19 protein-coding genes are annotated in these 15,487 nt (G+C 61.8%); all 19 read right to left on the bottom strand.

Going from position 1 to position 15,487, the window contains the following annotated elements; translation table 11 throughout:
* Positions 1-6 precede the first annotated feature (6 nt).
* On the bottom strand, positions 7-477 hold the full coding sequence (gene recX / locus C1X29_RS08415; RefSeq protein WP_039771298.1) for a recombination regulator RecX: 471 nt from the start codon (positions 475-477) through the stop codon (positions 7-9).
* An 8-nt stretch (positions 478-485) separates the two neighbouring features.
* A complete protein-coding gene (gene recA / locus C1X29_RS08410) occupies positions 486-1,544 on the bottom strand; it encodes a recombinase RecA (protein ID WP_003222269.1) in 1,059 nt (352 codons plus the stop codon).
* A gap of 83 nt (positions 1,545-1,627) precedes the next feature.
* Positions 1,628-2,128, bottom strand: coding sequence for a CinA family protein (locus tag C1X29_RS08405; RefSeq protein WP_085748153.1), 501 nt, complete (start codon positions 2,126-2,128; stop codon positions 1,628-1,630).
* 68 nt (positions 2,129-2,196) lie between these two features.
* Positions 2,197-2,727, bottom strand: coding sequence for a lysis system i-spanin subunit Rz (locus C1X29_RS08400; protein ID WP_102717223.1), 531 nt, complete (start codon positions 2,725-2,727; stop codon positions 2,197-2,199).
* Positions 2,709-3,272: a glycoside hydrolase family 19 protein gene (locus tag C1X29_RS08395; RefSeq protein WP_085748151.1), complete on the bottom strand. Its 564-nt coding sequence runs from the start codon at positions 3,270-3,272 to the stop codon at positions 2,709-2,711. The genes C1X29_RS08400 and C1X29_RS08395 overlap by 19 nt, the downstream gene beginning before the upstream one ends.
* Positions 3,273-3,446: 174 nt before the next feature.
* Positions 3,447-4,595, bottom strand: coding sequence for a tail fiber protein (locus tag C1X29_RS08390; RefSeq protein WP_085748150.1), 1,149 nt, complete (start codon positions 4,593-4,595; stop codon positions 3,447-3,449).
* A gap of 10 nt (positions 4,596-4,605) precedes the next feature.
* Positions 4,606-5,205, bottom strand: a complete 600-nt coding sequence (locus C1X29_RS08385; RefSeq protein ID WP_085748149.1) for a YmfQ family protein — start codon at positions 5,203-5,205, stop codon at positions 4,606-4,608.
* Positions 5,193-6,236: a baseplate J/gp47 family protein gene (locus C1X29_RS08380; RefSeq protein ID WP_102717222.1), complete on the bottom strand. Its 1,044-nt coding sequence runs from the start codon at positions 6,234-6,236 to the stop codon at positions 5,193-5,195. The genes C1X29_RS08385 and C1X29_RS08380 overlap by 13 nt, the downstream gene beginning before the upstream one ends.
* A complete protein-coding gene (locus C1X29_RS08375; protein ID WP_085748147.1) occupies positions 6,226-6,624 on the bottom strand; it encodes a phage GP46 family protein in 399 nt (132 codons plus the stop codon). Before C1X29_RS08375 ends, C1X29_RS08380 begins: the two co-directional genes overlap by 11 nt.
* Positions 6,624-7,133 (bottom strand): phage baseplate assembly protein V, encoded by a 510-nt coding sequence (locus tag C1X29_RS08370; protein WP_102717221.1) that lies wholly within the window; start codon positions 7,131-7,133, stop codon positions 6,624-6,626. Before C1X29_RS08370 ends, C1X29_RS08375 begins: the two co-directional genes overlap by 1 nt.
* 27 nt (positions 7,134-7,160) lie before the next feature.
* Positions 7,161-8,204, bottom strand: a complete 1,044-nt coding sequence (locus tag C1X29_RS08365) for a phage baseplate assembly protein (protein ID WP_102717220.1) — start codon at positions 8,202-8,204, stop codon at positions 7,161-7,163.
* Positions 8,205-8,207: 3 nt separating this feature from the next.
* Complete coding sequence (locus tag C1X29_RS08360; RefSeq protein ID WP_102717219.1) at positions 8,208-9,443, bottom strand: DNA circularization protein; 1,236 nt, start codon at positions 9,441-9,443, stop codon at positions 8,208-8,210.
* Complete coding sequence (locus C1X29_RS08355) at positions 9,430-11,286, bottom strand: hypothetical protein (RefSeq protein WP_256584332.1); 1,857 nt, start codon at positions 11,284-11,286, stop codon at positions 9,430-9,432. The genes C1X29_RS08360 and C1X29_RS08355 overlap by 14 nt, the downstream gene beginning before the upstream one ends.
* A 145-nt stretch (positions 11,287-11,431) precedes the next feature.
* A complete protein-coding gene (locus C1X29_RS08350) occupies positions 11,432-11,728 on the bottom strand; it encodes a phage tail assembly protein (RefSeq protein ID WP_085748142.1) in 297 nt (98 codons plus the stop codon).
* Positions 11,725-12,072 carry a phage tail tube protein gene (locus tag C1X29_RS08345; protein WP_085697365.1) on the bottom strand — a complete coding sequence of 116 codons (348 nt, stop codon included), beginning with the start codon at positions 12,070-12,072 and terminating at the stop codon, positions 11,725-11,727. The genes C1X29_RS08350 and C1X29_RS08345 overlap by 4 nt, the downstream gene beginning before the upstream one ends.
* A 67-nt stretch (positions 12,073-12,139) precedes the next feature.
* Positions 12,140-13,636, bottom strand: a complete 1,497-nt coding sequence (locus C1X29_RS08340; protein ID WP_102717217.1) for a phage tail sheath subtilisin-like domain-containing protein — start codon at positions 13,634-13,636, stop codon at positions 12,140-12,142.
* Positions 13,636-13,815: a DUF2635 domain-containing protein gene (locus C1X29_RS08335; RefSeq protein ID WP_007954893.1), complete on the bottom strand. Its 180-nt coding sequence runs from the start codon at positions 13,813-13,815 to the stop codon at positions 13,636-13,638. Before C1X29_RS08335 ends, C1X29_RS08340 begins: the two co-directional genes overlap by 1 nt.
* Positions 13,812-14,396 (bottom strand): hypothetical protein, encoded by a 585-nt coding sequence (locus C1X29_RS08330; RefSeq protein WP_102717216.1) that lies wholly within the window; start codon positions 14,394-14,396, stop codon positions 13,812-13,814. The genes C1X29_RS08335 and C1X29_RS08330 overlap by 4 nt, the downstream gene beginning before the upstream one ends.
* A 61-nt stretch (positions 14,397-14,457) precedes the next feature.
* Positions 14,458-15,486, bottom strand: a complete 1,029-nt coding sequence (locus tag C1X29_RS08325; protein WP_102717215.1) for a phage tail protein — start codon at positions 15,484-15,486, stop codon at positions 14,458-14,460.
* Position 15,487: the final 1 nt, after the last annotated feature.

The raw sequence follows: 15,487 nt of genomic DNA, 5'->3' as shown, positions 1-15,487 counted from the left end.
AACAATTTAATCGTCCATCCCTCTGCCGCTGAACAAGCGGTTGATCATCTCCATCGAGAATCCCCGGTACGCCAGGAATCGACCTTGTCTGGCGCGTTCCTTGGCATCGCCAGGAAGCTGTCCGGAGAACTTCCGTTGCCACGTGTCTGTTAGCTGTTCTTGCCAGTTGATACCGCTCTCGCGCAAGGCGAGTTCGATATCGGCGCGTTGCAAACCGCGCTGGCTCAGTTCTTCACGAATCCGCAGTGGGCCGTAACCGGAGCGGGCGCGATAGGAAACAAAGCTTTCAAGATAACGGGCTTCGGAAAGCAGCCCTTCTTCCGTCAAACGGTCGAGGGCTGTTTCGATCATCTCGGGGGGAGCGCCACGCTGACGCAGTTTGCGCGTCAGCTCAACTCGACCATGCTCGCGGCGTGCGAGCAGGTCCATGGCGGTTCGCCGCACCGCGACGAGGGTATCGAGTACGGCGGTTGTCATCGGTGCAATCAGATATCAGCGTCAGCCAGGTCGTCTTCGGTCTCTTTGACCGCAGAAGCCTTGGAGTCAGCGATTACTGCTGGCGACAGCAGTTTGTCACGCAGTTGCTTCTCGAGCTTGGCCGCGACTTCCGGGTTGTCCGCCAGGAACTTGGCCGAGTTGGCCTTGCCCTGACCGATCTTGGTGCCTTCGTAGGCATACCAGGCGCCGGACTTCTCGACGAAACCGTGCAGCACGCCCAGGTCGATCATCTCGCCGTTCAGGTAGATACCCTTGCCGTAGAGAATCTGGAACTCGGCCTGACGGAACGGCGAAGCTACCTTGTTCTTCACAACCTTGACGCGGGTTTCGCTGCCGACCACTTCGTCGCCTTCCTTCACCGCGCCGGTACGGCGGATGTCGAGACGAACCGAAGCGTAGAACTTCAGCGCGTTACCACCGGTGGTGGTTTCCGGGCTGCCGAACATCACGCCGATCTTCATGCGGATCTGGTTGATGAAGATCACCAGGCAGTTGGCGTTCTTGATGTTACCGGTGATTTTACGCAGCGCCTGGGACATCAGACGGGCTTGCAGGCCCACGTGCATGTCACCCATTTCGCCTTCGATTTCAGCCTTTGGCACCAGTGCGGCCACGGAGTCGACGATGATCACGTCAACGGCGTTGGAGCGCACCAGCATGTCGGTGATTTCCAGGGCCTGTTCGCCGGTGTCCGGCTGGGAAACCAGCAGGTCGTCGACGTTGACGCCCAGCTTGCCGGCGTACTCAGGGTCGAGGGCGTGTTCGGCGTCGACGAAGGCGCAGGTCGCACCGGCTTTTTGAGCCTGGGCGATCACGGACAGCGTCAGTGTGGTTTTACCGGAAGATTCAGGACCGTAGATTTCAACGATACGGCCTTTTGGCAGGCCGCCGATGCCGAGTGCGATGTCCAGACCCAGAGAGCCGGTGGAAATGGCCGGGATCGCCTGACGGTCCTGATCGCCCATACGCATTACGGCACCCTTGCCGAATTGACGTTCGATCTGACCCAGGGCCGCAGCCAAGGCTTTCTTCTTGTTGTCGTCCATTAAAGTCCTCACGTAATCAATAAGGCCTGACGGCCAACACCTGTATAAGTAGCCAGTATTATTCCACAGCGTTCACGGATCGCCTACCCCTGATTTTCGATTTCTCGTGCCGCTAGTCGCAGCAAGCCCTCTAGCGCGGCCTTCACCGTTTGTCGGCGGACTTCGTCGCGGTTGCCGGGGAAGTGCTGGACCTCGCTGGAAACCGTGTCGCCCACACCCCACGCCAGCCAGACGGTGCCCACCGGTTTGTTCGGCGAACCACCGTCCGGCCCGGCCACACCGCTGACCGCCACGGCAAACCGCGCCAGGCTTTTTTCCCGGGCGCCGCGCACCATGGCCTCGACCACTTCGCGACTGACCGCGCCCACGGTGCCGAACAGCTCCGTCGGTACATTCAGCTGCTGGGTTTTCTGGCGGTTGGAATAGGTCACGTAACCCGCCTCGAACCATGCCGAACTCCCCGGAATGCGGGTGATGGCTTCGGCAATCCCGCCACCGGTGCAGGACTCGGCCGTCGTGACGTGGGCATTGAGCAATTGCAGACGTCGGCCAAGTTCGGCCGCCAGTTGGGTGATTTCTTTCACGGCGCGCTCCGGATCGGATGGAATGGGTACCACCGTACACGAGCCGGTTGCGCTTTCAATACACAAGCTTATTCAAAATGTGCAGGCGCCAGCGCTCTGATATAGGCCTGACAGGCCTGCAAGGCAATCAGTCCGCGGTCGCCTTCGCCGGTGATGGCGACAATTCGTCGAGCATGCGCCGGGTCAAGTCGGGCGCGTACGGCTGCATGATCCACGCCGCCGGCGCCGGAGGTGGCTGGCACACCGCAGCCTTGGGCAGCGTCGCCTGCGTCGATGAGGACTGACAGGCGCAGATCAGCAGTGGCAAGACGATCGCGCAGGCGATCCTGATCACGTTGGGCATCGTTCAGTGCTCGATAATGGGTTTGTTCACCGGCCGTGAGCCGTTGCTCCAGGGCCAGGCGCTTGTCCTGCTCGGCCTGTTGCGCGGTGGCGGCGGTCAGAGTCAATTGATTGAGGGCTTCGGCATGCAGCCGGGCCTGCTCGGCCAGCCGCCCTTCGTAGCGCCAGTCCTGGACCTGCCAGGCCAGCGCCGCCGAACCACCGGCCAGCAGCAAAGCGCCGATGACACACCAGAACTTCAGACCGAAGGCTGGCATAACACCGCCCTCGCCCGCGCCCAGATGTCGAGGCGGTCCTGCAAACCGTTCAACCCGCCGTTGATCCGCCGGGTGATGCTGTTGAACTGATCCTGATCCGCCAGTTCGTTCAAGCCATTCTTCTCCCAGAACCACGCCGCGGACTCCGCCGCCCATTGCGGTTGTTCGAGCAACTCAGGCAAGGCCAGCAGGCGCTCGTCACCGAAAAGTCCGAGACTGCACTGACGATAATTGCTGCGCCCGGTGATCTGGATCAGCCCGCGCCCGCGATACTTCTGCCCGTCGCCGTCAGCCTCGGGCGTGTTGCCCAGGCGCAAGGCCAGCGTACCGGTGTCGTATTTGCTCAGGTACTGGTTGTTGCCCAGCTCACGTACGTACTGCAATTGCCCGGACTCGTGTCCGATCTGGGCGAGAAACGTAGCGATGCGTTTCGGTGTATCGATGCGATGGCGGGCCATGGCGTCGTTGAGCGGTGAAACAAAAACGCCCGCTTGGCGGCGGGCGTTGGGCATGATGTTGAGTAGGTTGTCTTCAGTAATTTGCATAATGCTCGGTCCTCCCTGGATGCTCCGATTGAACCATGGCTGCAGGCTGATGCCAGCCAGCCATTTTTTGCCAGAATTTTCAGGAGTACCGTCGTTCGCTCCCGTGACTGACAAATGGAAAGGCGAAACCGAAGTGATCCGCAGGCACGCACTGTGCTGCCTGCGGTACTCGGTTCAGTACTTGATGACGTAAAGCAGCGCGACGTTTCGTGGGCGTGCTTCATTGCCCCCGTCTGCAGCGATCGTCACCGCGTGGGTGTGATCACCCACAGCGTTGACCGTGATCGCGTGCGAGTGATCACCGGCCGCGTTGATATAGAGACCGTGCGCGTGATTACCGCCTGGAGCCGTGACGGCGGCATAGTCACCAGGGCCACTGCCCGTACCCTGACGGCCATAGGAAGTGTTGTTACCCGAAGCCAGAATGCCGTGCTGGTGATCCCCGGATTCATTGGTGATACCGGAGTGGGCGTGATTGCCGGCAACGGACGCCGAAGCACCGTGGGCATGCGCCCCTGCCGCCGCCGCCGAAGCGCCGTGGGTATGCGAAAGGTTCTGACCGGCCTGGGCACTGCCCAGAACTCGAGCATTATCGACCTTGCGACCATCGTCCCAGCCCCGCACGAACTCGCCGCGCAGATCCGGCAGGGCAAAAGTCGTGCTGCCATTACCGGCCCCGAATCGCGTGCCGATCGCCGCAAAGAGCGCCGCATATTGCGTGCGGGAAACAATGTCACCATTACATTTGAGCCATCCCTTGGGCGGCTCTGCCGTGGCTACGGTTTTGATATCACCAATGTCACTGCCGGTCTGTTTGACCATGCCGGTGCTCGCGATCATCACCCATACGCCACCGGCAATGGTGCTGTTCCACTGCACCCACACGTCGCCGGATGCCGTGATCTCCCCTTCCTGAACCGCGTTGTGGTCAACACCGACAATCGGTTTGGCCGCCAGTCCGTTGGCCGAGAAGGTACTGGCACCGGTGTTGGCATTGAGGGCCTTGAAACGCAGCACCAACCCGTCCACCACATTGAGAACGACCGGCGCATAGTTGGCGCGATAGGCATTGGCTGTGCCCGTGTCCATCGCGTAATCGACCAGCCCGGTCTGATTGATCCTGCGCACAGCCAGCAACAGTTGCCCCAGATCGACTTCGTCGGGAGTCACACCGGCGCCCTTGATCACGCCCAGCAATTCATCGGTGACGGAGTTGCCCCAGATCGCCGGAATCAGCGAACCGGGCGTTCCCGCCACCGGGTTTTCATCGACAAACTTGCCATTGACCAGTCCAACGCTGGGCACACTCTTTGGATAATCCATTATTCATTCCTTAGTCATAATTGATCTGCACCTGCGTATGAGCCGGTGCGCTGCGGTGAATCAGGCATTCCAGGGCAGAGCCCGGGTTCATGCCAAAACGTTCGCCCCAGTAACTGGCGCCATAACGACGGCCCAGCGACAGGCGCCCACCGGTGTTGAGTACCCACATGAACTGCGCCTTCCAGGTCCCGAAATGCGCCTGACCAAACCTTGAGCGCCCCATGCGGGGTGCCCGAAGTTCGGTGACGGTGGCGTCCGGATAGCCCTGGCTGCGAGCGATCTGAATGAAATACGCGGCCGTCTGTCCGCCCACCGCCAGCAATCGCCGGCGTACGGCAAGGCGTCGATCGTCGTACAGGGGCGTAGCGCCAAGGCACGGATCCGGCAGGTTCATGACCCGTTCCCAGTCCGGCACCAGCTCGCTGACGCCAGCCGGATCCATCTCGTTCAGCAGGACGATGGCGCGCGCATCCAGTCGTGCCAGCTCCGCAGCGATGCCATCGAGCACCTGGCCCAGTTCCGGCAGACGCTCCAGTTCCCAGGCCGGACCGCTGGGCAGCAAGCTGCGCAGTTGACTGCGGTATTGCTCGGCGTTCCTCAGGACAGCCATTCGCAACCTCCAAAGGTCAGCAGCTCATTGCTGGCGGCTGTCACGTCGGCTTTCGGAGAGGAGAGCGAGTGGTCGGTCTCGCCGGTTGCACTGCTGATGGCTTCGGAGATGTGGCTGAGCAACAAGGTCTCCCCCAACCCGGCTTCTCGGTTGTGCAAATCACGCAGCTGACTTTCGATCGCTGCCCGCACTGCGCTGGTATCGGGGGTGATGCGCAGCTTGTAGTTGACCAACACTTGCACCGGGGCGAGCACCCGCACATCCGCCGTCACCGGCCGCAACTGTTCGATATAGGCCTGTACTTCAGCGAGCTGCTCGTCATTGGGGATGGGCTGCGCATCGTCGTCCCGCATGACGAATACGCCGACCGTGCCCGGCCCCAGGAAGTTGCCGCGACACCATGCCCGGGTGATCCCGGGGCACTCCAGCGCCCATGTCTCGTAGTCCTGGGCCGAACCGCCGTGAGGAATGAGGCGGTAGGAGCGGATCACCCGCGAACGCAGGGACTCCAGACTTTCCCGGGCGATGCCGCCCGTCAGCCCGGGTGCCAGGACGGTAAAGCTGTTACCGGCAATGCCCAGAATCGGTTGCACCGGCACCAGTGTCAGCCCGGCATCGGCATTGCCCTGGCTACCGGGATCCAGGGCCGCAATGGTCGTGCTGTTGACGCCGTTGCTGGTGGTGCGTGCGGCAGTGACCCGGTAAGTCCGGCCGTCATTCGATTGCAACAACGTATCGACATCCAATACCGCTCCGGCGCTGGCACTGAAGCTGACGCTGCCGGTGGCAACCTGCGCGGATTTGCGCGGCTGGTTCAGGCGCAGGGCGGCGATCCGTTCCAGGGTCGACTCATCGGCCGTGTCGGGCAGGATCTGCTCGGCGATCCAATCGAGATAGCCATACAGTCCATAGACCGCACCACCGAGGGTGCGGGCCAGGACTTGCGCATCGGACTGGCGCAGCGAATCGCCGGCCAGGTCGCTTTGGGTGCGCTTGATCAGCACCGGCAGCGAAGGGGTTTCAAACGGCATAGATCACCTGCCAACTGTTTTCAGGGTTGATGTCCAGACGCTCGCCGTCGGCCAGGGTCAGGACCGTGCGCAGGTTCAGGCGCTGGGCGTCGAGGCGTTCGCTGATGATGTCGATGGCGCTGCAATGGCCGTCGTCGATCAGCCATTGCAAGGCTTCACGGGCGTAGAACTCGGCGTCCATCTGTGTCTGGCGGGTCAGCTTGACCCGACGCAGCAGCCACAGCCGCGAACCGATGCGGTCATTGGCCACGGTGGGAAAAGTGTCGCCCCACCAGCCGTAACGTTCCTCGTCGTCGAGGGCATCGTCGTCGGCAGCGCGGCGCCAGGTAAAAAGGCTGATCAACACCGCGCGAGTCAGCGCGGCGTGCAGGTTTTGACTGATAAACATCACTGGCCTCCCGCCGGCGCACCGGTCTGGCCGCTACCGGCCTGCACGCCGACGTGCACGTGCTTGATCTGGCTGATGCCGCCAGCCACCTGATCGCCGGTGGACACGATCTTGCCGGTCTGGTTGATCACCGGCGTGTCGAAGTTCACGGCCGTGCTTGCACGGATGTTGAGCGTGGCGGTTTCGATGTCGATGATCCGCCCGCGCTTGAGGTGGATTTTGTCGCCCTCGTCGGTGTAGATCGCCACCTCGCCGGCCGCCAGCGATTGCAGGCGGTAACGGCGGTCAGCGACCACCAGGGCGATGGCATGAGAGCGGTCACCGCCGAGAAACGTGACGACGCCTTCGGCACCGGCCAATGGATGGCTGGTGAAACCGTAGGGTTCGAAGTGCTCCACGTCGTCGTTCACTTCACCGGCGGTGAGGCGCATTTGCAGCGATTGCAGCTTGGAGGCCGAACTGGCGAGCACGACAGTGCCGCGCGCCAGCAGGCGTGTCAGTAGGCTCATAGGGTTTCCTTGGAGGGAGGTGCCGGCTCAGGCTTTTTTCGGTGGGATCGGATTGGCGTCGAAGGTATGCGGCGGCGCCACTTGCAGGGTGGTCACCGAGCCTTGCGCCGACAACGAGTACGTGACCTTGGAAATCAGCATGTCTTCATCGAACCCGAGTACCGGATCCTTGACCTTCACCAGCGTGTTGTGGCGCCACAGATCGCCGTTGGACTGGCGCCAGCCCTGCACCTGATAGGTGGTGGTCAGCGCCCGGCCCATGCGCGTGGCGCTTTCCCACTGGGCCCGTTGCTGGGCCAGTTCGAACGTGAGTTGCGAGCCTTCGTTGATGATGGTGGTGCGTCGACGCTTGAATGTCAGATCGGTCGCACTGGATTCAACCTCGCTGACCGCCGCCCCACTCTTCTTGTCGTTGCCCTTTTGCTGGCCGATCACCCGGTATTCGGAGAACACCTGGCTGTAATCCATCGGCGCGTTGGCCGACAGGATGTTCTTGCCCAGCTCCAGCGCATCGCTGGCGCGGCCGCCGCTGCCCGGTCTGGCCAGCACCAGTCGACCTTCGGCGTCATCGGTGGAAAACACCCGGTACAGCGAGAGCAGACGATCGATCGACTGAAACACCGTTTCACCCGGGACGATCGTGTGCTTGCTCAGGCGTGCAGTCTCGGGAATCTCGTTGACCACAAACTGCGTGTATTCCCCGGCCAGGGCCTGGACGATGTTCAACAGCGATTGATCCTGCCATTGGCCGGGGATGTTTCGCGCCGCACAATCCACCAGATCCTGGGTCTTGGAACTGCCCTCGACACTCAGGCTGATCTGCCGCCCGTCATAGCTGATCGGGGATTTGAAGACGTATCCGGTGAGGACCAGATCCTTGCCGATCCGCACCTCGCACGGGTCGCCGGCCTTGATCCGCTGATCGACGGTCTGTCCCGGCCATTGCCAGGTGATATCGAGTTTGAAGGTGCGGAACTGGCGCTCCAGATCGGCGCTGATTTCCACGCTTTTCCAGCCGCCATATTCCATGTCGCCGACCGTCAGTGTGACGTGGTTGTCCATCTCGTCCATGGCTCACTCCCTGGAGACTTTCACATCGTTGGGTGAGAACACCGGATGAGCGATGCCGTTGCGCTGGGTCACTTCCGTGACCCGGGTCGCATCGGCAAATTGCTTGTAGGCCACGACCAGCGCCGGCAGGCTTTCCTGAAACGACTTGCTGACCAGTCGCACACCGGACGACGCCACAGCCTTGAGGTGCGCGATCAGCGCTTCCTTCACATCGCTGATGGCTTGATAGTGCGCGGGATCGGCCTTGTTCTGCGCCAGCTGGAGCGCCTCGACCAGCTCTTTTTGCAGCAGTTGCAGATCGTCGGTGACCGGCACTTCCTGGCGGGTAACCGGTTGAATCGCCTGTTGCGCCACCGTGGGCGTCGACGTCAGTTTCACCGGTGTCGAAGCCACCGGCATCGAGGCGACCCACTGCGCCACTTTCACGATCAGCGTGTCCTGCACCAGATCGGCCATGGCCTGCGCCGCAGCCGTGGTGTCCTTGCCGGTGGTGAGTTTCGGCGCATCGGCCTTGCGGATGGCTTCGATCTGTTGGGACACGTCGGCAATCACGCCACGATAGCCCTCCTTCGCGAATGCCTTCAGCTCCTTGATATCGCCCAGCAGCCCCTTGAACTCCGCCGCCACTTCCTCGGGCAGTTCCTTGACGGCCTTGACCAGCTCGGTGATCTCTTTGTACTGCTCGATCAGTGGCTTGAGCTGTTCCTTGATCACGTCATAGACCCCGGTGAGGCTATTGCGCAGATTGGCGATGCCGATCCGCGCAGCCTTGATCAGGGTCATGGCCTGTTCGAAACGTGCCACCGCAGAACCCAGCAAGGTGTCAGCCTTGGCCAGCAACACTTTCTGCGTGCTGACAGTGGCAGTCGGAAACGGCAGGGGCCGGTCGGGATAGAACTTCAGTGCGAAAGTCACCAGCCCGCCGTCCTGGCGGGTGTGGGTCATATCGCATTCGCCGACCTTGACCTGCAGGCGTCCCAGCCACGGATGCACCAGTTCGCCGCTGCCTTGCTCCAGCGCCTTGAGCAGCTTGTCGCGCTGCTCGAGGCAATCGGGGCCGACGATGAAAGCCGTCAGATCGTGGGTCTTGGCCTGTTGGCCGAGATCCTCGAAAAACGGCAGGTCGCGTTGCGGATATTCGTGCAACTGCCCGTTGCGGCCGACCGGGGTTTTCGCCTGATCGACCCAAAAACCGACCCCCCGAAAGGACGCCGGCACCAAACGGTCACGCCAGTTCATTGGAACCTCCCATGGACAGCGAGCGATAGCCGATGCGCGAAGACAGCGCCAGGCCCGGCTGATTGGTTTGCGGTTGATCGGTACGCAGCCCGGCCGGCGCATTTTCGAAGCGCACCGTCAGGCCGCCTTCGAGTTGCGTGCGGCTGTTGGCGGCACTTTGCTGGATCAGGTTACTGGAGGACTGTGGCAACGGACTGTTCAACCCGGACGTGCCCGCAGGTGTCGCAGCGCTACCGGTTACGGTTTCGAAGAATCCGGAGAAATGGCCACCCAGCAGCTCCTTGACCTGTCCGAAGATGCTCTGCAGCTTCGTCCACATATCACTGAACCAGACAATGACGGGCTCCCACTTCTGTTTGATCGAGTCCAGCGGAGACTGGCCGAAAAGGTCACCGAACACGCCCTTCACCGATTGCGCATCCGTGGTCAACGATGCCCACAAACCGGAAAAGTACCCTGTCACGCCAGCCCAGGCCGCCGTTGCGGACTCCACAGGCAAGACGTCGAACACGCGGCGCAAGCTGTCCTGCAACGAGGCCATGGAAGCCCCAACGACATCCCGCAGCGCCGAAAACACATCAGTGACCGGCTGCCAGGCTTCGTTGATGGTCTGGATCGGCGACCAACTGAACCGCGCCTTGAGCGACTCCACACCCGCCCCTGCGCTGGCTACCACGCCGTTGTAGAAATCACCGACCACGCCACTGGCAGTGGCCAGCGCCTGGCTCAGCACTTCACGGGGCGAAAACGAAAACGTGGCCTTGAGTTTTTCGATGCCGGTCGTTGCATTGGCGACCGCACTGTCCCAGAAATCACTGACGACCGTACTGGCGGTTTTCAGCGCCTTGTCCATCACCTCGCGAGGCGAGAAAGAGAACTTCGCACTGAGTGCTTCGATACCCGCCTTCGCCCTGGCAATCGTACTGTCAAAGAAGTCACTGATGACCGTACCGGCGGTTGCCAAGGCCTTATCCATCACCTCACGCGGCGAGAAAGAGAACTTCGTACTGAGTGCCTCGATACCCGCCGTCGCACTCGCCACGGTCTCGTCGAAGAACTTCGTGACGCTGTCGACGCCCGCAGAGAACAGCTCAACTGTCTCATCCCACGTTTTGCCGACAGAGGCGCCCATCGAAGCCAGTCCCTCCTTCACGGATGTGACTCCGCTATCGAAGGCCTCACGGGTGAACGCCCACATCTTGCTGAAGACCCCGGAAATCGAAGACCAGTTGTTGGTGATCAGGCGCGCACCAATCACAATCAGCGCCACAGCCCCGGCGATGGCCGCAGCAACCAGGCCGATCGGTGAAGCCAGGATGCCCAGCACTGCGACGAGCCCCATTGCACCGACCGTCACCACCGTGAACGCCACCGCCGCGGCAGCCAGTCCCTCGACGAGGTACGGATTGTTCGCGAGGAACTGACCAATCGAGGTGATCACCGGCGTGATAGCGGTGACGATGCTGTTGACTGCCGGCAACAGCGCCTGACCGATCTTCAGCGATACCTTGTCCAGTGCCTTGTTGAACTTCTCAAGGTTGGCCGAGGTTTCTCCGTGCACAACCTTGGGCACTTTCAGCCCCTTGTTCGCCCGGACTTTCTTCGCCAGCGCATCCTGCGCTTCGATGGCCTTCTTGATGCCGTCCTGAAACGGCTTGAGCAGGCCACCTTCGGAAATGAATCCGGCGACATCCAGCGGCTCCAGGCCGCTGTCTTCCATGCTTTTCTTGAATGCTGCGACCTTGCCGCGCAGCCCCTTCATCTCGGCCTCCATTTTCTCGGCGCCCTTAAGCACCACGAGCATGTTGACCGTGACGGGGAAGTTCTGCGGGATCAGGCTCAATTGTGTATTAGCCATCACTGCACCTGCTGCATCGCATTGATCCGTTGCGCGTGCTCCAGCGATTCGCGAAGCACATCCAGTGGCCTGGCCATCATCTGTTCGGGGTCAACCTTCCAGAACCAGGCCAGGTCATAGGCGACCGAAATCAGGTCGGTGATGGTTCCGACGCCGCACTCATGAAAAAACCTGCAACGGCCCAGCTCAGCGCGTTGAGGTCAGCCAGATCCAGCTGGTTGACCGACGACGGCGGAATGCCGGCGCACACGGCGATGTATTTGGCCGCCACGTCCATGTCGAGGCTGACCTCTTCGCTCTTGTCGATCTTGTACGGCAGCGCCTTGATCGCTCGCACCTCCTGCACCGTCGGACGGCGCAGGACGAGTTCGGTCAGGGGCTCGCCGTGAGCTTCGATCGCAACTTGAAGCTTCACGGCGCCGCTCATTGCCAGGTCCCCTTGATGCCTTCGAATTTCAGTTCGATGGTGGCGTCATCGCCTTTGGAGACTGGCTCTTCGACCAGGTAGGCACCGGCCAGTACGTAGACTTTGCCGTTGCTGAATTCGCAGGTGACGGTGATATCGGTGCCTTCGATCAGCTTCTTCAGCGGGAAGTCGGCGGTGTGCAGCGCGGTCACCTTGAACGACGGCGCGACGTCGGTTTCCTTGTAGAAACCCGGCACGACGGTTTCGCGTTTGACGGCCATCAGCGGGGCTTCGCAGCCGCCATTGATAGTCAGTTGTGCACCGTCGACCTTGACGTAGCAGGTGCCTGCAATCAGTTGACCCATGGTGTTACTCCCTTCAAATAAAAAGCCCACGCAAGGTGGGCTGAAATCACAGTGTCAAACGCGCCGATCAGGCGACGTCGTCGTACTGCAGTCGGAACTGGTTGAGCAGTGCGAACACGCGCAGACCGTTGATGTAATCCGGCGGGAACAGCACGTTCACACGGCTCGGGTCCTGCACGTCGCGCTCGACGATCAGGTGCTCGGCGAACAGCTCGGCGTTTTCCACGTGACCTTCGAGTTCGAGCTTGGCGTACTGGGCGATCAGCTCACCGCGAATGGTTGCCGGGGTGACGATCGGCTGGCCGGCGCCGAAACGGGTGCCGTCGGAAGCCAGTTTGTGGCGACCGTATTTGCTGGTGATCACGCTTTGCAGACGACGCACGATGAACGCCGATTGGTGCATGGTTTCGCTGTCCAGGTACGAGTTGTCGGCCTGGCCGTAGGCGTTCTTCTGGTAGGTGGTGATCGAGCGCTGAATGCGCACGGAGCCGCCTTCGTAGTACGCGGTGGCGATGCCGTAGTTGAGCAGCGACTGACGCTCGGTCAGGGTGAAGCGCTCGCTGGCCGGGGCCGGATCGACACCCGGCAGGCTGCCGCTCTGGGTCGGACGGCTGGCGTCGGCGGAGATGAACACGGCGGTGCGCGCAGTCAATGCGGCGGCTTGCACCCAGACCGGTTGCGGAACGCCCTGCTCCAGCGCCTGAATGGTCACGTGCTGGTCGTTGCGCGCCTGACCGGCTGCCACCAGAGTGCCGACGGTGCCGCGCTTGGCGCTGTACACATGACCGAACAGTTGCTTGGCCCACGACCAGCGACCGGTGCTGTCGTCCATCACCGCTTGCCAGGTGTTGAGGGTGGCCAGGTCGGACCATGGCAGAGCGATAAACTCGAACGGCTCGTCACCCAGCGCAGCAACCGCTGCCACCTGATCCGGCACGCCGACGCCACCGATCATCGGCGTGATCGCGGTGACCAGGCCGGCCGGCGTTTCTTCGCCGTTGCTCTTGCCCAGGCGATTGAATTGCAGACTGATGTCGTTACCGCTGTCGCCAGTCCATTTGGCGTTGAGCGTTACCACACCCTCTGCGACCGTCGCGCTCACCGGCAGATCGGCGGTGGCGTTGACCTTCTGCGCCAAAGCAGTTGCAGCCTGTGCAGCGGTGGCGCCGTTGGCGATGGTGGCCTGTACGCGGACGCCGCCGACATACAGGTTGAGCACGCCAGCCTGGGTCGCGGTGCCGGTCAGGGTCACGACGCCTTTGGCGATGGCGCCGGTAGCGTTGTGCAGCGGCAGGCACCAGATCTCGCCGATCGGGTCAGCCTTGCGGAAGGTTTCGTACATGGACGCGAGCATCGAGCCCTGGCCACCAATGCTCTTGGCCAGCGCCACGCTGGAAACCAGCACCAGTTTGCCGACTTCGCCCGGAGCGATGTCGTCGTTGACCTGCGCCACGATCAGGCGACGCATGGACGAGGTCGCGCTATTGGCGGCCGAATTGTCCATTTCGGCATAGAACAGCGGTACACGAATGTCCGCAGGGATGTTGCTGAATCCGATCGCCATTATTTGGCTCCCTTTTGTTTAGCTGTTGCGGTTTTGAGGGTGATATCGCCGTCGGCCAGACGCCGGCGCCACCAGGCGCTGTCCAGCACTTCACGGCCTTCCAGTGGCAGCAGGTCGCCTGCTTCCGGGTCCGGCACGGCACGGCCGGCGGCCGGCACTACGGTGATGCGGTTGCTCATGGGGTTACGTCTCCAGAGAAAGTCAGTTCCACGCGCCCGTCAGGGCCCGGGCGTTTCAGGTTGGGGTCGGCCGGGTCGATCGCATCGACCCGCACGGTGGCCCCGGTAAAGGACGACAAACCGTCCAGTTCGCGTTCGTGCCAGCTCTCCGCAGGCTGACTTGGCAGATTGCGGCCCAGCTGGAACTCGGCAAAAAAGCGCAGCCGGTAGAACGCGCGGCTGCTGTTGATCGAGACCGTTTCGCCGCCGTCGTAAACGATGGCGCTGTAGTTGGAATCGGGTTTGAACCCCACCAGCGCACGCCACAGTTCGGCGCGCAGGTCGTGCAACAGATCCAGCGCTTTTGTGGCGTCCGTGGCATCCAGTACCAGGATGATTTCGAAGCGGTCGCGGATCGGCTGGCTGAGGGAGTTCTGTGCGGTGCTGGCGCTGGCTACGTCAGCCAGCGGTAAAACATGGGCCGAGGGCATCGGCAGATTCGGGTCGCCTTGCAGAAGCACCAGGTCGACACCTGTCGCGATATGGCCGGCAAGGCTTGGGCATTGCGCACGCAGCTGCGTGAGGATCGGGGAGATCTTCATGGGGAGCGTTCCAGGAGGTGTGAGTGGCCACAGTGAGGTGTGTGGCGGTGAGATCGGGGGATCAGTCCCTGGCTTTTGCCTCGGGATCCCGACCGGTCGCTTCGATCAGACAGCGATAGCTTTCTTCGCGCTTGCCACTGGCGGTGACCTTCTCGATCGACCAGCGACCGCGCATGAAGTCCGGCCAGGTATCGTCGAGCACCAGCAGACCTTCGGCCGCCAGCAACGGATCGCCCGGACAGGTGACCTTCAGCTTGTATTTCTCGCGCAGCATCTTGCGCACTTCGGCCTCGCCGATGGCTTTGGCTTCTTCTTCGCTGGCCAGTCTCTGGCGGATGACCTTGTAGGGTTCGGAACCGGTGACCACTTCGCGCAGTTTGCCGAGCGCACTGTCCCAAAAGGAGGTTTTGCAACCCTGATTCTGGGTTCGGGCGGTTTCTTCCAGCGTGGCGCTGATGAAGGCGTGATCGCCCGGTCGATTGTTGTGGGTGACCGACAGCCTGACGTCCGGTATGACCTGTCCCGACAGGTTTTTCAGTTGCGCCGGTTTCGCCAGCACGTAGAGGTCGTTGAACGGCTTGGCCACCGCGTCGTACTTTTTCGCCAGGCGTGTGATGAAGCCCATGTCGGTTTCGTTCGACTGGTCGACATGGGCGATCCTGATCAGCGCCAGCTCGGGGTCGACGCGCGGCGAGAATCCGTGTCTCGAGACCAGCTCGCGAAACAGTCCGCCAAGGGTTGTAGGGCCATGACTGGCCGTGCGCCGTTCCTTGAATCCGGTGTCGTCCTTGCCGCTGAAAGGTGCGGCGGTCGCGACCAGCGTCAGGCGCAGCGGGAACAGCGTCGGCGTCAGTCGGGTCACCTTGAACTGGCCCTTTTCCACCAGTCCGGTCTCCAGATAGCCCACCCGCAGGCCGATGGTTCCGCCCAGGGTCGGCAAGCCTTCAAGGCCTTCCAGATCGAGCACCAGCGTCAGTTGATCGGATTCCATGCCGGCGGCATCGATGTGTTCCCAACTGATCAGGCGCTGGTTCAGCAGCTCCTTGTTGGCGCCGTAGATTTCGATCGCCGGCGTAAATCCCTGTGCCATG

The sequence above is a fragment of the Pseudomonas sp. GW456-12-10-14-LB2 genome, from assembly GCF_002884345.1.
Taxonomy (GTDB): domain Bacteria; phylum Pseudomonadota; class Gammaproteobacteria; order Pseudomonadales; family Pseudomonadaceae; genus Aquipseudomonas; species Aquipseudomonas paraglycinae.
The sequence above is the reverse complement of the archived record's forward strand: the minus strand, read 5'-3'. Positions and strand labels throughout refer to the sequence as shown.

Excerpts from the sequence above, each read along its gene's own strand:
- C1X29_RS08395 (WP_085748151.1), bottom strand. The coding sequence starts at position 3,272 with ATGCAAATTACTGAAGACAACCTACTCAACATCATGCCCAACGCCCGC.
- C1X29_RS08380 (WP_102717222.1), bottom strand. The coding sequence starts at position 6,236 with ATGCCGTTTGAAACCCCTTCGCTGCCGGTGCTGATCAAGCGCACCCAA.
- C1X29_RS08325 (WP_102717215.1), bottom strand. The coding sequence starts at position 15,486 with ATGGCACAGGGATTTACGCCGGCGATCGAAATCTACGGCGCCAACAAG.
- C1X29_RS08340 (WP_102717217.1), bottom strand. The coding sequence starts at position 13,636 with ATGGCGATCGGATTCAGCAACATCCCTGCGGACATTCGTGTACCGCTG.
- C1X29_RS08390 (WP_085748150.1), bottom strand. The coding sequence starts at position 4,595 with ATGGATTATCCAAAGAGTGTGCCCAGCGTTGGACTGGTCAATGGCAAG.
- recX (WP_039771298.1), bottom strand. The coding sequence starts at position 477 with ATGACAACCGCCGTACTCGATACCCTCGTCGCGGTGCGGCGAACCGCC.
- C1X29_RS08370 (WP_102717221.1), bottom strand. The coding sequence starts at position 7,133 with ATGAGCCTACTGACACGCCTGCTGGCGCGCGGCACTGTCGTGCTCGCC.
- C1X29_RS08360 (WP_102717219.1), bottom strand. The coding sequence starts at position 9,443 with ATGAACTGGCGTGACCGTTTGGTGCCGGCGTCCTTTCGGGGGGTCGGT.
- C1X29_RS08375 (WP_085748147.1), bottom strand. The coding sequence starts at position 6,624 with ATGTTTATCAGTCAAAACCTGCACGCCGCGCTGACTCGCGCGGTGTTG.
- C1X29_RS08345 (WP_085697365.1), bottom strand. The coding sequence starts at position 12,072 with ATGGGTCAACTGATTGCAGGCACCTGCTACGTCAAGGTCGACGGTGCA.
- C1X29_RS08335 (WP_007954893.1), bottom strand. The coding sequence starts at position 13,815 with ATGAGCAACCGCATCACCGTAGTGCCGGCCGCCGGCCGTGCCGTGCCG.
- C1X29_RS08385 (WP_085748149.1), bottom strand. The coding sequence starts at position 5,205 with ATGGCTGTCCTGAGGAACGCCGAGCAATACCGCAGTCAACTGCGCAGC.
- C1X29_RS08400 (WP_102717223.1), bottom strand. The coding sequence starts at position 2,727 with ATGCCAGCCTTCGGTCTGAAGTTCTGGTGTGTCATCGGCGCTTTGCTG.
- C1X29_RS08350 (WP_085748142.1), bottom strand. The coding sequence starts at position 11,728 with ATGAGCGGCGCCGTGAAGCTTCAAGTTGCGATCGAAGCTCACGGCGAG.
- C1X29_RS08330 (WP_102717216.1), bottom strand. The coding sequence starts at position 14,396 with ATGAAGATCTCCCCGATCCTCACGCAGCTGCGTGCGCAATGCCCAAGC.
- C1X29_RS08365 (WP_102717220.1), bottom strand. The coding sequence starts at position 8,204 with ATGGACGAGATGGACAACCACGTCACACTGACGGTCGGCGACATGGAA.
- recA (WP_003222269.1), bottom strand. The coding sequence starts at position 1,544 with ATGGACGACAACAAGAAGAAAGCCTTGGCTGCGGCCCTGGGTCAGATC.